This is a genomic window from Butyricimonas faecalis, assembly GCF_003991565.1.
GTDB lineage: Bacteria > Bacteroidota > Bacteroidia > Bacteroidales > Marinifilaceae > Butyricimonas > Butyricimonas faecalis.
In genome coordinates this window covers 499546-514034 of record NZ_CP032819.1, presented here as the reverse complement: position 1 = coordinate 514034, position 14489 = coordinate 499546, and the positions used below count along the sequence as shown (strand labels likewise).

The 14489-nt window shown below is 41.8% G+C and carries 11 protein-coding genes; 2 read left to right on the top strand and 9 right to left on the bottom strand.

The features are described from left to right. Positions 1 to 71: 71 nt before the first annotated feature. The 6 genes from D8S85_RS02120 to D8S85_RS02095 all read right to left on the bottom strand — a co-directional run bounded on the left by D8S85_RS02120 (position 72) and on the right by D8S85_RS02095 (position 11898). Complete coding sequence (locus tag D8S85_RS02120; protein ID WP_228423318.1) at positions 72 to 1226, bottom strand: M20 metallopeptidase family protein; 1155 nt, start codon at positions 1224 to 1226, stop codon at positions 72 to 74. Between the two features lie 47 nt (positions 1227 to 1273). Then, complete coding sequence (locus D8S85_RS02115; protein ID WP_106624582.1) at positions 1274 to 2605, bottom strand: nucleobase:cation symporter-2 family protein; 1332 nt, start codon at positions 2603 to 2605, stop codon at positions 1274 to 1276. A 5-nt stretch (positions 2606 to 2610) separates the two neighbouring features. After that, a complete protein-coding gene (xpt, locus tag D8S85_RS02110; RefSeq protein ID WP_106624581.1) occupies positions 2611 to 3177 on the bottom strand; it encodes a xanthine phosphoribosyltransferase in 567 nt (188 codons plus the stop codon). A 128-nt stretch (positions 3178 to 3305) separates the two neighbouring features. Next, positions 3306 to 6995: a phosphoribosylformylglycinamidine synthase gene (gene purL / locus D8S85_RS02105; RefSeq protein WP_106624580.1), complete on the bottom strand. Its 3690-nt coding sequence runs from the start codon at positions 6993 to 6995 to the stop codon at positions 3306 to 3308. An 86-nt stretch (positions 6996 to 7081) separates the two neighbouring features. Then, positions 7082 to 8395, bottom strand: a complete 1314-nt coding sequence (locus tag D8S85_RS02100; protein ID WP_106624579.1) for an MATE family efflux transporter — start codon at positions 8393 to 8395, stop codon at positions 7082 to 7084. Next, complete coding sequence (locus D8S85_RS02095; protein ID WP_106624578.1) at positions 8392 to 11898, bottom strand: AAA family ATPase; 3507 nt, start codon at positions 11896 to 11898, stop codon at positions 8392 to 8394. Before D8S85_RS02095 ends, D8S85_RS02100 begins: the two co-directional genes overlap by 4 nt. A 60-nt stretch (positions 11899 to 11958) precedes the next feature. Here D8S85_RS02095 and D8S85_RS02090 point away from each other — a divergent pair, with 60 nt between their 5' ends. Next, positions 11959 to 12261 carry a Dabb family protein gene (locus D8S85_RS02090; protein WP_106624577.1) on the top strand — a complete coding sequence of 101 codons (303 nt, stop codon included), beginning with the start codon at positions 11959 to 11961 and terminating at the stop codon, positions 12259 to 12261. 64 nt (positions 12262 to 12325) lie between these two features. On the opposite strand, the gene D8S85_RS02085 is transcribed toward D8S85_RS02090, so the two are convergent. Beyond that, positions 12326 to 12979 (bottom strand): hypothetical protein, encoded by a 654-nt coding sequence (locus tag D8S85_RS02085; RefSeq protein WP_127074758.1) that lies wholly within the window; start codon positions 12977 to 12979, stop codon positions 12326 to 12328. Positions 12980 to 13327: 348 nt separating this feature from the next. Between D8S85_RS02085 and D8S85_RS02080 the strand changes: the two genes are divergently transcribed. Then, complete coding sequence (locus D8S85_RS02080; protein ID WP_106482176.1) at positions 13328 to 13834, top strand: hypothetical protein; 507 nt, start codon at positions 13328 to 13330, stop codon at positions 13832 to 13834. Here D8S85_RS02080 and D8S85_RS02075 read toward each other — a convergent pair. Together D8S85_RS02075 and D8S85_RS02070 are read right to left on the bottom strand one after the other, a co-directional pair. After that, a complete protein-coding gene (locus D8S85_RS02075) occupies positions 13831 to 14160 on the bottom strand; it encodes a hypothetical protein (protein WP_127074757.1) in 330 nt (109 codons plus the stop codon). The genes D8S85_RS02080 and D8S85_RS02075 overlap by 4 nt on opposite strands. Next, complete coding sequence (locus D8S85_RS02070) at positions 14126 to 14476, bottom strand: hypothetical protein (protein WP_106482180.1); 351 nt, start codon at positions 14474 to 14476, stop codon at positions 14126 to 14128. The genes D8S85_RS02075 and D8S85_RS02070 overlap by 35 nt, the downstream gene beginning before the upstream one ends. Positions 14477 to 14489: the final 13 nt, after the last annotated feature.

The window sequence follows — 14489 nt, the reverse complement described above, 5'->3', positions numbered from 1 at the left end:
ATCGGAACATGTGATTAAAAATCCCCAAGACTCAGAGTCTTGGGGATTTTTAATATGTATCCTAAAGTATTTCATGAACCCAACATCTTGACACAATTTTCCACCATTAGTGTGATACCTATTTTCATGGCATTCTCGTCAGGAGCCATTCCCGGATTGTGAAGCGGAGGCATACTCTCCTGTTCCGGTGGACGAACACCCAAGACCCAGAATACTCCTGGAATCTTCTCCAAGTAAATGGCAAAATCTTCTCCTAAAGTAAGATGATCCATGAGGATCACATGTTGTTCACCCAGTAAATCCGTTGCATTTTTCGTCACAAATTCAGTCAAACTCTTGTCATTCACCAACACGGGCAATCCATTCCATGTTTTATCCAAATGGAATGTACAACCGTACAAATCACAAATAGAATTAGATTTCTCCTCAATTAACTCGAAAATCTTGTATCGTAAAGAGTTGTCATGTGTACGAACGGTTCCCAACACATCTACACGATCCGGAATTACGTTATTACATGTGCCTCCGTGTATAGAAGTAATTGAAAGAACGGCCGGGATCAACGGATCTCGAAATTTAGTAATTAACGTCTGGTAAAATTGTATCAAGCAAGCCGTGGCCAATATGGGATCCGACCCCATGTGTGGCATAGCAGCATGAGTACCTTTACCTTCCACGGAAAAAATAATATTATCAGAAGAGGCGAAAAAGGCCCCAGGACGAATTCCGACAGTTCCGGTCGGAAGGTTCGGAAATACGTGTTGTCCGAATATAGCTTGCGGAACGGGTTCTTTTAAAAGCTCGGGAAGTAATAAACGAGCCCCTCCCGGACGCTTCTCTTCACTGGGTTGAAAAACAATTTTTATTGTTCCCTGTAATTTATCTTCCCGTGATTTAAGAACAAGTGCAGCCCCTAAAACCATAGCCATATGCATATCATGTCCACAAGCATGCATCATGCCTTCATTTTGAGAACAATAGGGTAATCCGGTCTCTTCCTTGACTTTCAGAGCATCCATATCAGCCCGAATCGCGATACATTTCTCTCCTTTCCCCACGGTTGCAATTAATCCCGTCCCCACTTTTTGGTACGGGATTCCATTTCGTTCCAGTACTTCCGCAATATAGCGCTGCGTCACCACTTCTTGCATGGCAAATTCCGGATGTTGATGAAAATAACGTCGGAATTCAACAGCCAAAGGGTAAATCTCTTCTATTCCTATCATTTTATGCTATTCATCTAATCATTATTAATCCTAACAAGATGGCATCGTTATTCTTTCACGTGTATCAGTACATTCGACAAAATTGCCGTCAAACCTCCCGTTGTGATTCCGGACGAGAATATGTTTTTAATGGTATCAGAGCAACTGTTCAATATTTCCGGAATGAATTCGACACTTAATCCCAAAGAGAAACTTAATGCAATTACCAATGTGGCCTTCCTATTTATATTTTGGGAAGCAATAATGCGGATTCCGGCAGCAGCAACCGTACCGAACATAAGTAGTGTAGCTCCCCCCAGAACCGGTTCCGGCATTAACGAGAACACCAGTCCGACAGCAGGAAAAAGTCCCAATATCACTAGAAAAGCGGCAATATAATATCCCACGTAACGACTGGCCACTCCCGTCAATTGTATCATCCCGTTATTCTGGGCAAACACGGAATTCGGGAAAGAGTTAAATACCCCTGCCAAAAAAGAATTGAAACCATCGGCAAGGATTCCTCCGGAAGCCCGTTTAATAAACTTCTCTCCTTCCACGGGTTCCCCCGAAATCATAGAATTAGCCGTAATATCACCATACGCCTCGATAGCAGTAATCATATAAATCAACCCAACGGCAATAAATGATGACCAACTGAAAGCTAACCCATATTTAAAAGGAATAGGAATATTTACCCCGGAATAACTCTGTACAGACGAAAAATCTATCATTCCCATGAAATAAGCGACAACATACCCAACGACTAACCCGATCACGATGGAACTCATCCGTAAATATTTATTATTGCTTCGATTAAAGAAGATAATCAAGACCAACACCAGTAAAGCCAACCCAAGATTCTCGAAACTACCGAAAGTACCGTTCTCTTGAGCAATAACTCCCCCACCACAAGCCGTAATACCTACTTTCACCAAACTCATTCCGATTAATGTAACCACGATTCCCGATACCAGCGGGGTAATGACTTTCTTGGCATATTTCAAAACCCTACTAATCAGCATCTCAACCACAGAACCTGCCATGCACACCCCGAATATCAGAGGCAAACCACCCGCTAATCCCGTAGATATAATCGGACCTATAAACGAGAAACTTGTCCCTTGAATACACAATAACCCGGTTCCGATAGATCCCACCCGCTTACATTGAATAAAAGTAGAAATACCTGAGGCAAAAAGAGCCATAGAGACAAGGAAACCCGTTGTTTCCAAGTCAAGATTCAATGCTCCGGCAATAATTAACGGTGGGGTTATAATAGCAACAAAGATGGCTAATAAATGCTGTAATGCAGCAAAAAAAGCCTCTTTAAAAGGCGGACGATCCTCTATTCCATAAATAATGGCCGAACTAACCTGACAATTGGTCGTTTCATTCATACGGACTATCTTATTTTTATCTGACAATTATCAAGACTATCTATAATAGCTAAAGATTCAACATGAATCCCACGTTCTCTCAGTACTTCGCCCCCATGTTGAAAAGCTTTTTCAATAATAAATCCCATGCCTACCAATTGAGCCCCCGCTTGGTCTATTAAATCAATAATACCATTCGCAGCGTTCCCGTTTGCAAGGAAATCATCGATAAAAAGCACACGATCCTTCTTTGTCAAAAAATCTTTACTGATACAAACATTATATTCCCGATCTTTTGTAAAAGATCGTACCGTCGTTGAGATCATATTTTCCATTGTCTTCGGCTGCTTTTTCTTGGCGAAGACCACCGGTAATTCCAAAAGATACCCCACCATGATCGCCGGAGCTATCCCACTAGCCTCAATGGTCATCACTTTATTGAAATCCTTATTCGCAAAACGACGCACAAATTCCACCCCGATCGACTTCATTAAAATCGGGTCCATTTGGTGATTAATAAAACTATCCACTTTTAAAATGCCACCTTCAAAGCATTTTCCATCTTGTAAAATTCTTTTCTTGAGTAAATCCATGTTGATCGTACTTTTTTACACGCCGACAAAAATAAGAATAATAATCAAAATAATAGGTTCATTAAGTAAAATAAGAAGGAGTACCTCTGTGTGAAGTACTCCCTTCTATTGCATTCGTGAGATGTATATTATTTATGCTCCTCAATCCACAAACGGGCATTTACAAATGCTTCTATCCATGGGCTGACTTCATCTCCATTCCGATCTTCCGCGTAATATCCCCAGTTCCACGGATGGAGAGAACGTTCCAAGTGAGGCATCATTGCCAAGTGACGTCCGTCTTTACTACAAATTGCAGCCGTGGCAAAAGAAGACCCGTTCGGATTTGCCGGATAAGTATCGTGGCTATATCGAAGTGGTATATTATATTCTTCCTGTCCGTAAGGCAACTGGAATCTTCCCTCTCCGTGTGCCACCCAGATACCCAAACGAGACCCGGCTAATGATTTCAATAATACAGAATTACTTTCAACAACATCCACGCTCAAGAAAGCGGATTCGAATTTATGGGAAGTATTATGCAACATCTTTACTTTCTCGCCCTGTTCCGGGTACACCAAATCAAGCTCAACCATCAATTGGCAACCGTTACAAATACCCAAACTCAAAGTATTTTCACGCTTATAGAAGTTTTCCAAAGCCACCCGAGCCTTTTCGTTATATTTAAAAGCTCCGGCCCATCCTTTAGCCGACCCAAGCACGTCCGAGTTCGAGAACCCACCAACAAACACGATAAAATTCACGTCTTCCAAGGTTTCTCTTCCGGAAACAAGATCTGTCATGTGAACATCCTTCACGTCAAAACCGGCCAAATGCATGGCCCATGCCGTTTCGCGCTCGCACTGACATCCTTTCTCTCGGATAACGGCAGCTTTTATACCAGAAGGTTTAACCCGATTGACATCCAAACCATATTGGGAAAGCTTACCGCTGAATGAAGGAGTAAACTTGTATTTCAGATCGTGATTCTTATAGTTTTTATATCTTTCAAGGGCCAACTCATTACCACTCTGACGACGATCCAGCAAATAAGATGTCTTGAACCACAAATCTCTCAACGACGGGATATCCAAGTTGAAAGTTTTACTATCTTTTTTGATATTCAACTTTCCGGCTTTACCCAAACGCCCCAAGAAATTGTAAGCTACACCGGCTTCATCCAAAATAGCAGCAACCTTCTTGCAATCCTTGATCTGTACAAGTACACCCGGATTCTCTGCAAACAGGATCTTCACGATATCCTTTTCAGCCAAATAAGAAAAATCAATATTCAATCCCAAGCGATTGTCGGCAAAACACATCTCCAATAAGGTCGTAATCATACCTCCGGCAGAAATATCGTGTCCGGCTAAAACATATCCCTCCTCAACCAAACGCTGTATTGCCATGAAAGCATCCACGAAATAAACGGAATCCTTTACATCCGGAGTCTCTTTACCCACCCGGTTCAACACCTGGGCCAAACTGGAACCACCCAATTGCAATTTATCAAAAGAAAAGTCGATATACACGATTTCCGAATCTTGATCCGGTTTCAGTACCGGGGAAACGATCTTCTTCACATCGGTAACCTCACCCACGGTAGAAATAATCACAGTTCCCGGAGCGTACACCTTGTCCTTTCCATACTTTTGCGTCATAGAAAGAGAATCTTTTCCCGTCGGGATATTGATTCCCAACTCAATGGCAAAATCACTGGCAGCTTGAACGGCCTTATACAAACGGGCATCTTCACCGGCATTTTTACAAGGCCACATCCAGTTAGCAGACAAGGAAACACCTTTAATTCCCTGTTCGATAGGAGCCCAAACCAAATTCGTCAAGGCCTCTGCAATCGCCAATCTCGAACCGCAAGCCGGGTTTGCCAATGCAGCTACCGGAGCATGTCCGATGGACGTGGCAATACCTCTCTCTCCACGATAATCGAGGGCCATAGCACCCAAGTCATTTAAAGGTAACTGCAGAGGTCCGGCACATTGCTGACGAGCCACGCGACCGGTAACAGAACGGTCAACTTTATTGGTTAACCAATCCTTACAAGCAACAGCTTCAAGCTGTAATACTTGCTCGATATACTCTTCAACTTTATCTTCACTATATTCGATATCGGCAAAATGCTCTCTTTGGGTTTTATCCTCCATAACAGTTTTCGGGGGATTTCCAAACATATCTGTCATCTCCAAATCGATGGGTTTCTCTCCAGTTCTAGCATCCTCAAACACGAAACGATGATCTCCCGTGGTCTCTCCTATCACGTACATCGGAGCCCGCTCCCTATCAGCCACTCGCTGTAATGTCTCCACATCCTTTGCCTTCATCACGAGCCCCATCCGTTCCTGTGACTCATTTCCCACGATCTCTTTGTCAGAAAGAGTAGGATCTCCGACAGGTAATTTCTCCAAATGAATCAATCCACCTGTTTCCTCCACCAACTCGGACAAGCAATTCAAATGCCCTCCTGCCCCATGGTCATGAATGGATACAATCGGGTTCACATCGCTCTCGGCCATAGACCGGATGGCGTTACATACCCGTCTTTGCATTTCCGGATTGGAACGTTGCACCGCATTCAACTCAATAGCGTTGGCATATACCCCGGTATCTACAGAAGAAACGGCACCACCCCCCATTCCGATGCGGTAATTATCACCCCCAAGAAGCACAACTTGTTCTCCGGCTTCCGGGGTCTTTTTCATGGCTTGTTCTTTATTAGCAAAACCGATACCACCGGCCTGCATAATTACTTTATCGTAACCATACGTCTTTTCATGTTCCTCGTGCTCGAACGTGAACACGGAACCCACGATAAGTGGTTGTCCGAATTTATTTCCAAAATCAGATGCCCCGTTAGAAGCCTTGATCAAAATATCTTCCGGAGTCTGGTATAACCATTTTCGAGGATCAATAGCTGATTCCCAAGAACGCCCTGCCTCCAAACGCGGATATGATGTCATATAAACTGCCGTACCTGCTAATGGAAGAGCCGCTTGTCCTCCTGCTATACGGTCGCGGATCTCTCCACCCGAACCGGTTGCCGCCCCATTAAAAGGCTCCACCGTGGTCGGGAAGTTATGAGTTTCCGCTTTCAAAGAAATAACCGTGTTAATATCTTTTTGCGTGTAAAAATCCGGTTTATCCGGTGTTGCCGGGGCAAATTGCACTGCAGCCGGTCCTTCAATAAATGCGCAGTTATCTTTGTAGGCAGAAACAATCCGGTTGGGATTCGTTCTGGAAGTTTTCTTGATCATGGAGAACAGAGACTCTTCTTGCTCTTCCCCATCAATAATAAACGTACCCCCGAAGATCTTATGGCGACAATGCTCGGAATTCACTTGTGAAAAACCAAACACCTCGGAATCCGTCAAACGGCGATTTAATTTCTTGCTAAGACCTTCCAGGTAAGAAATTTCATCTTCATTCAGCGCCAATCCCTCCTGTTGGTTATATGCCCGGATATCCTCGATATACACGATTGGGTCCGGTTTCTTGTCAATCGTAAATGTATCTTGATTCAGACCTTTGTAAAATGCTTGTAACATCGGGTCAAAAGCCGCTTTTTCATCTTCCACACGAGTAAACTCCTCTATCCGCAAAATTCCGGAAATACCCATATTTTGAGTAATCTCCACGGCATTAGTACTCCACGGGGTAATCATTTCCCGACGGGGTCCCACGAAAAAGTTCTCCAATGAATTGCTTTGAACTTTTTTAGCCCCACTGAATAACCATTCCAACTTACTTACATCTAAAGGGTTTTCCGATTCTTTATAGTGTACGGCATACACTGTTGCATCTTTTTGATAGAATACTATAGCCATGTGTTTTATTTGTTTATTTTCAACTACACGTATTTGCACCGCGAATATAATAAAAAGCGAGCAAATAAACCTATCCCATCTTCAATTTATGATCTCAAACGCTGGAGATATTCTAAAGTAAATACCCTCCGACTCCATAAAGTCTGCATCCCCCCGCGTAGCGCAAGGTAAACCAAGAAGGCCAACCATAACATGTGATTATTCGTAGCCCCGGAAAAACAGTAATAAATCACAAAAAAACTACCGGAAGCGACTAACATAGACCATAACATAAAACGGGTAGCTGTAGCTCCGATCAAAATTCCATCCCACAAAAAAGCAGCAAATCCTGCTAGCGGAATAGCAAGCACCCAGTAGAAATAATGTCCGGCAGTCTCTATCACGATCTTGTCATTCGTCAATAATCCCAAGAAATTTTCTCCTCCAACCCCGTACAATAACGTGAAAACCAACGACAACCCAACACCCCAACCAAACAATGCCCTTACCGCTCGTTTCAACTGTATCAGATTGCAAGCACCCACGTAACGTCCCGACAGCGCCTCCCCCGCGTAGGCAAAACCGTCCATGATATAAGAAAACAAGGTAAACAACTGCATAAGCAACGTGTTAACAGCCAGAATTACATCTCCTTGACGAGCTCCTGTTGAAGTAAAAAATGTAGTCACCCCAATCAAACAAAGTGTCCGGAGAAATATATCCCGGTTCACGGCAAAGAAACGCCGCATAGCAATTAATTGAAGACTTCCTTTAAACGTCATTCGCCCCCACAATTCTTTATAATTATAAAACCAAAGCCCCAAGGCCATCATCACCCCCGAATATTGAGCGACAACTGTCCCTAAGGCCACCCCCTCCACCTTCATCCCGAACAAAAAGACGAAACAGGAACTACATACAATATTAATCACGTTCATCACAATGGCAATATACATCGGATAACGGGAGTTCTGCATTCCGATAAACCACCCCGTGAAACCATATTGTGCCAACACCGCCGGAGCCCCCCAGATACAGATTCTAAAATAAGTGACCGTATATTGTTCCACCTCCGCACTCGTGTCCAATAGCCGAAAAGCCAGTCGCTCTATCGGATATTGCAAAATCAACATAGCTAGGGCAGAAAACAAGCCGACACTCACCGCCTGTACTAGTATCCGTATCTCTGCATCCTTATCCTTCCGACCGTATGCCTGCGAAGTTAGCCCACTGGTACCCATTCGCAGAAAACCGAAATTCCAGTAAAGGATATTGAACAACAATCCACCCACAGCGATGGCACCAATATAAGCTGTCGCCCCTAAATGTCCCACGATTGTCACGTCTACCAATCCCAACAAAGGAACGGTAATGTTAGACACGATAGAAGGAATAGCAAGATGAAGTATTCTGCGATTCATTGTTTGTACCCGATTGTATTCCTTTCTGATATCATACTATCCAACATGGCAGGTGTGAACATCTCAACATCCTGTTTCGTAACCGAGTGCTTCGTTTCCATGTCATTCGCTTTTTTGCTTTTGGCCAAACGCTGTACCCGATTTCGCATCATCATCTCAGCAACCAGTTTGATTAACCGGGCGCTGGCATGACTACGTTTTTTATTCGCAACAATATAAGATATAAATTGTTCCATATGTTGTTGAGCCGTTCTCGTCATCCGTGTATTATCCGTGGCAAGATCACGTTTCAATATTTCCATTAACTGATCAGCCGTATAATCCTCAAAAACAAGAATATTAATCATATCAGAAACCTTTTCTACTTCGTCATTGATAATCTGACGGGGCGGATCCTGTTTCGCGTATATCACGTTATAAGCTCCCGGTTGTGTTGCCAACTGATTCACAAGAATTGCCCTTACTCGATCCCGGAAACCGGCAACTTCATTCAGACTACTGGAATCTTCATCAAAGAAAAATAACCCACCTTTCGATTGCAATAAAGCCGTGCCAATACTTTGTATGACATCTTCCTCGGTCAACCCGAGTAAACGCTCTACCTTAAAACTCGTCACCTCACTCTTGTCTATAATTCCCATGGCTTTATAGATACGAGCAATAATCCGGGCAACCGTTCCTTTTCCCATCCCGGAGTTTCCGGTAAAGCACCATTGCAAGGATACGCGGGTATTCAGTTTTATCCCTTGTTGATTATAATGACGTGCCAAATCCACGAAATCATGAATCTGTTTTTTAAGTTTCGTCTGTCCCACCATGTGATCCAGATCTTTTAAGGCAGAGGCAATCTCTTTCTCGTCGAAGGTATCTCTATAAGAATTGGGTAACTCGGAAGTCGCCGTCGGAATATCCACGGCCATCAATGTCGTAATCTCCTTTCGAGTAAGTTCCCGCTCCTTCCTGATCTTCATGGTCCGAGCAGATAGGTTATGAATGGCTTTATCCACCATCTTCTCGACAAATAAAGCATTTCCAAAGAATTTGTCATGCTCGTTACACACTTGGGAAACCAAGGCTTTAAACGCTTCTTTCGCTTTCGGGTGCAAGGTATAATTCTTTTCCGCCACTTTTTGAACCGCAATCTCTAGCAACTCTTCCGGCGTGTAATCGGAAAAATGGAAATGATACGGGAAAAGAGTTTTCACTTTCGGATTTCCAGCCAAAGCTTTATCCATCGCTTCCGGATCACCACTCAATATAACAATGGTATCTCCATTATCGGTAGGCGACAACTGCCCGAAAATGACACTCAATGCCGCTGCCCCCACATTATCCTGAAACAAGGTATGAGCATCTTCCAAGAAAAGAATACCCCCTCTTGCCTGTTCGAAAACATACATGGCAATCTGCTGCGGGGGAATAGAGCCATCACCGATAAGCTCACCCCTGCTCCTAACAGTTACCATAGAGCTTTCCAAAATCCCGGCCGACTCGAATATTTCCCCGAGCATTCGAGCCACGGTAGTCTTCCCAGTTCCCCGATTCCCGGTAAACAACATGTGCAAAGGCGGAATCACATCCGCATACCCGTGTTTCTGTCTCTCCCGGATAAAATAGATATAATTAATATAACTAATCAAGCTGTTTTTCAACTCTTTCGATCCAATCATCTCATTCAATGCATCAACAGACTTACTAGGATCCGGTTGCTCCGGAGCGTCGATGTCTTCCACTTGAATTAACATCATATCTTCCTTGGTACGTGTTCCCTTGTGATTCGACATCAACCGTTTCGCCATCCGTGTCGAAGCATCATCCAGCCGCTCTTCTATAAACCTACCATTGGAAAAGCCGGATTCCCTCACGGAACAACAATCTTTCAACATATCGGAGAACTTATCCTCAGCCTCTGGAGTAAACTTAAATTGCCGTTTCTCCAACATTTGATGAGTGATTTCCATCAATTCCTCTGCCGAATAATCATCAAAAACAAACTGGTAAGGGAAACATTTCTTCATACCGGGAACACCTTCAACAATAGCCTGCAATGTCATCACATCTCCCGCCATGACAACCAACAAAGAAGGTTGCTCCTGCTCCAGAATTCCCAACAACACGGTAAAAATACGCATAGCCGGATCATTCGGGTCGTTGGTCGGGTACAATTCATCCGCATCCTCGATCAACAGAATACCGCCCATACTCTTCGCGATAGCCTCCCGGATCAACTGTTCTTCCGCATCCATTCCCGGACGGGTAAAATCCTCTCTCTTATACCGATGCACTTTACCGTTTACCAATACTCCCAAACGGTAAAACATCTCTCCCGTGATCTCGGTAACCAAGTGCTTACCCGTTCCCGGATTTCCCATAAGGATCATATTCAAAACCGGAAGTTTATCGTTAAAACCGTTCTCTTGTCGCATTTTCACAAATTCCGCCAACTCGTACATCCGGGTAATTTCTTCTTTCACCTTACGCAATCCCACCAACTGGTACAGGCGAGATAAAGCCTCTTCTTTATCTTGTGGAGTTGAGGGTACACCTGCGACCTCGTGTACCTGCCCGTTAACTTCTGCAATTTCGTCCGTAAAATTATAGGGTAAATCCTGCTCCCCGATCGAAAACTCCAAATGTATCACCGGTTGATCAAAACATAACACATCAACCCTATATTTCCCTTCTTCCCAAAAATTATTCAGCCCTGCCCCTAAATCCAATGCAAAGCAAAGCAAGCGCTTCCCTTCCCGATTCGGAATGTAATAATTCCCTTTAGCCACTCGGCTTGCTTTTAATATGCCATTCGAATCAAATACATTAATCAAAAATTCATACGTCCATTCGCTCGATAAAAAATTCTCTGCCACCAAATAAAACCGAATATCCTCCAACCCCTTGGCAGAAAAAGCTTGATACGAGTGAGGGCGCTGCACATCAGGAGCTTCCTCCACGCATTTATCGAACCCGATATCCAATAACTGGAAATAATCCCGAAACAAATCGTGCGGTTCCAATAAATGGATTTCATCCGATACCCCGGCTTGCCCGTCTATCATCACCTGTACCCGATAGACACCTTCTTGAAACTTAAAGTCCGTAAAATCCTCAGCAGAAAAAGTGGTTGAGAATTGGAAGACAGACTCTGTTTCAGGGATTGTAACCTTTCCTCCTTTTTGCGCCACCAACATAGGTCGGTCTCCCTGCATATATATCAAAGCAGCCACGATCTCCGCATCCCAAGGTTTTTCATCAAACTGCTTGTTTATCACTTCCGTGTCCACGAACAATGTCTCGATTTCGTTCAATCGAAAAACTGTACGATAACGCTTATTTCCGGTAAAATCAACTACCTCGCTACAACTCGTGCGAATACTTTTAAACTTGAAATTTATATCTGTAACCGTCTGTTTTTTTGATATTTTTGATTTTCTAGCCTTCTCCACCATAACTCGTTTGTTTTTACATTCATTCTTCAATCCCCCACCAATCTCACTTGCATTCAAAATTAGTTTTATTTTTTATAAAAGACTATTTTTGCAACGTATTATTTAAAATCAAAAAGTATGCTAAAACATATTGTCATGTGGAAACTCAAGGAGTTTGCCGAAGGAAAAACAAAAGCAGAGAACGCCTTAATCATGAAAGAGAGTCTGGAAAGACTAGTCGGTATCGTTCCGGAAATAAAATCCCTACAAGTTGGCATTAATGAAAAAACATCGGATATGGCATACGATGCCGTATTAATCTCCACATTCGAAGATACGGATGCCCTTGCTCGTTATAAAGTACATCCGGAACACGTGAAAGTCAGCAATTATTGCAAGAAAATCAGAGATAGTCGTGTATTTGTTGATTTTCACGAATAAAAAACAAATCAAATAAATTTGAGGAGGGAACTCAAACATAAAGCTTTATCCCTCCTTTATTTTCCTAAAAATGCACACCTATACTATCTAAATACTTTTTATTTTCATCCACTTGATGAATTGATTCTAATATAATTTCGCACAATATTTCTTCTGAAATCTCTTGACCTATATTCGTTGAATAGATTGTTTTCCCATTTTTATAATAAAGAAAATACTCGATTCCCCCTACTCGAAATATTTTAAAATCTCTTGAATCTGCATCCTGCAACCTTTCTGGGAACCATTTTATAACCTCTCCCCAATTTTCTGAAAATCTACTTAAAACCCAAGAATCTTCTTTCTTTTTCGCAAGCAAACTATATGCTAGACATCCGTCTTTTGAAATTGCAAAATACAAATCATCTGACACTGTAAGACTCTCTAGTATTTTTTCTGGAGAAGGATCCTCATAAAAAATAGCCGTATCAAAATCATAATATGGTAATAATGTAATATTTGTGCTATCTATATTTAAAATTTCAGCAAAAGAAAATGGGATCGCTGTCATCCTACTTTTTCCAGTAAACCCCAGAACCATTTCTTTGAGATCCTTTATAGCATGAATTTCCCTACTGGTTAAAGCGACACCTAATTCGGAATTTTTTTTATTATCATTTATTGCAATTGAATAACTGGATAATAAAAAAGCAATACTGATCATACATATTTTTCTCATACGTAATTATATACTATTTACACCAAACATAAGATTTTAGTTTGGATTTTCCAAATCGCTTTTAAACATCAGCCTCATACTTTGTTATTTCTTATAAAGTAACTACCTTTGTACCGTTAAAATATTGATAGCATTAGCTATTGTTTTGAGGGCTAAGAAAACGACCAAATTTCAAAGACAACCTCGAAGAACATTAGTTAGTGCCTGCGTCTTGGCGTGGGCATTACTCTTGTTGTGGTTGTCGGGTGCTTGGTCGTACCTCTTAGTCAGACAAGGTAAGTCCACGCCTTTTTGCGTGTTCAAATAATAGGTGTGCTGTCGCATTATTCACCTATAAATACACGTAAAATGGAGAAATTACTCTTAGCCTTGTGTTTGTTATTTGTAAGTTGTGGCAATAACAAGAAAACAGAATCTACCACACAAGAAACCTCGCAACCTGTTACTGAAACAAAAGCGGCAAAAGAACCTAAAACATTAATCGCTGGTGATGAACTTACATTCCCAAGTAAAAACGGTGGAGAAGTGAAGTTCCTTTTCAAAGAGATTAACACCATTAAGCTATCGGACGGAACATATAATCTTGTTCTGAAAGTTCAAATCAAAAACAACTTAACCCAGCAACTTCTTATAAGTGATGTTTCTTGGAAGCTAACAGATACCGATATGATAGAAGTTGAAGAATCTGGGGTATATGATTCTGAATTTGAAATGTTCAAACCCGCAATGTTTTTCTTCACTACCGTAGATGCTGGTTTCGGAAAAGTGGAAGAAGTAGGCTACAAAGTAAACAAAGGAACTTACTACCTTAGTATATGGGGATATACTTCTGCAAAGATTGAAATACGGGATTAAGATTCCGTATTTTTATTTTTCAGAGAAGGCCCTTTCAGAGATTCGTCCACCAAAAAATTGAAAAGATTGGTTGCTTTTGTATGCTCTATATACAAATTGAAATCTTCAATTTGCAAACCTGCTTTAGTTAAGAGATTCTTTACTTGATTTTTTGTGAGGTTTTTCTTTTGCGGTATTTTAATGTAAAGTTCTCCTTTCTTATGTATATCAAAGCCATTAGTTATGTTAGTACAGGTAAATCCACTTTCACTTAAAAAGTGCTCAAATATATCTGTGGCTATTGGGTACAATTCACCACAATTTTCTTGCTGGTGGGACTTCAACATCTATTTTTACTATTTGATAGTTACTAATTGTTACTTCATAAGACTGTTCGGTAAGACTGACAGCTTCTTCGTCTGTAAAAATAGGAACTTTAATTGAAGTATCCGTAATATTCCAACCTAAATTATGAAGATTTTTATACGCATTCCTATTTTGAAGTTCCTCAAGTAGCGTTTGGTGTACTTGTTCTACAACTTCATTTACTGTTTCACCACGTCCAAAGAAATACTGTAACTCTGGGCAGTAACTACAATAGGTATCCCATCTCGCAGGTTCCGGATGTTTGAAAACCACGAGTTTCACTGAAACTGTTTCCATAAAATTAATTGAG

What these genes read in the sequence shown, in the direction of transcription:
- purL (WP_106624580.1), bottom strand. Translation starts at nt 6,995, where the DNA reads ATGGCTATAGTATTCTATCAAAAAGATGCAACAGTGTATGCCGTACAC.
- D8S85_RS02085 (WP_127074758.1), bottom strand. Translation starts at nt 12,979, where the DNA reads ATGAGAAAAATATGTATGATCAGTATTGCTTTTTTATTATCCAGTTAT.
- D8S85_RS02090 (WP_106624577.1), top strand. Translation starts at nt 11,959, where the DNA reads ATGCTAAAACATATTGTCATGTGGAAACTCAAGGAGTTTGCCGAAGGA.
- xpt (WP_106624581.1), bottom strand. Translation starts at nt 3,177, where the DNA reads ATGGATTTACTCAAGAAAAGAATTTTACAAGATGGAAAATGCTTTGAA.
- D8S85_RS02080 (WP_106482176.1), top strand. Translation starts at nt 13,328, where the DNA reads ATGGAGAAATTACTCTTAGCCTTGTGTTTGTTATTTGTAAGTTGTGGC.
- D8S85_RS02075 (WP_127074757.1), bottom strand. Translation starts at nt 14,160, where the DNA reads ATGTTGAAGTCCCACCAGCAAGAAAATTGTGGTGAATTGTACCCAATA.
- D8S85_RS02115 (WP_106624582.1), bottom strand. Translation starts at nt 2,605, where the DNA reads ATGAATGAAACGACCAATTGTCAGGTTAGTTCGGCCATTATTTATGGA.
- D8S85_RS02070 (WP_106482180.1), bottom strand. Translation starts at nt 14,476, where the DNA reads ATGGAAACAGTTTCAGTGAAACTCGTGGTTTTCAAACATCCGGAACCT.
- D8S85_RS02120 (WP_228423318.1), bottom strand. Translation starts at nt 1,226, where the DNA reads ATGATAGGAATAGAAGAGATTTACCCTTTGGCTGTTGAATTCCGACGT.
- D8S85_RS02100 (WP_106624579.1), bottom strand. Translation starts at nt 8,395, where the DNA reads ATGAATCGCAGAATACTTCATCTTGCTATTCCTTCTATCGTGTCTAAC.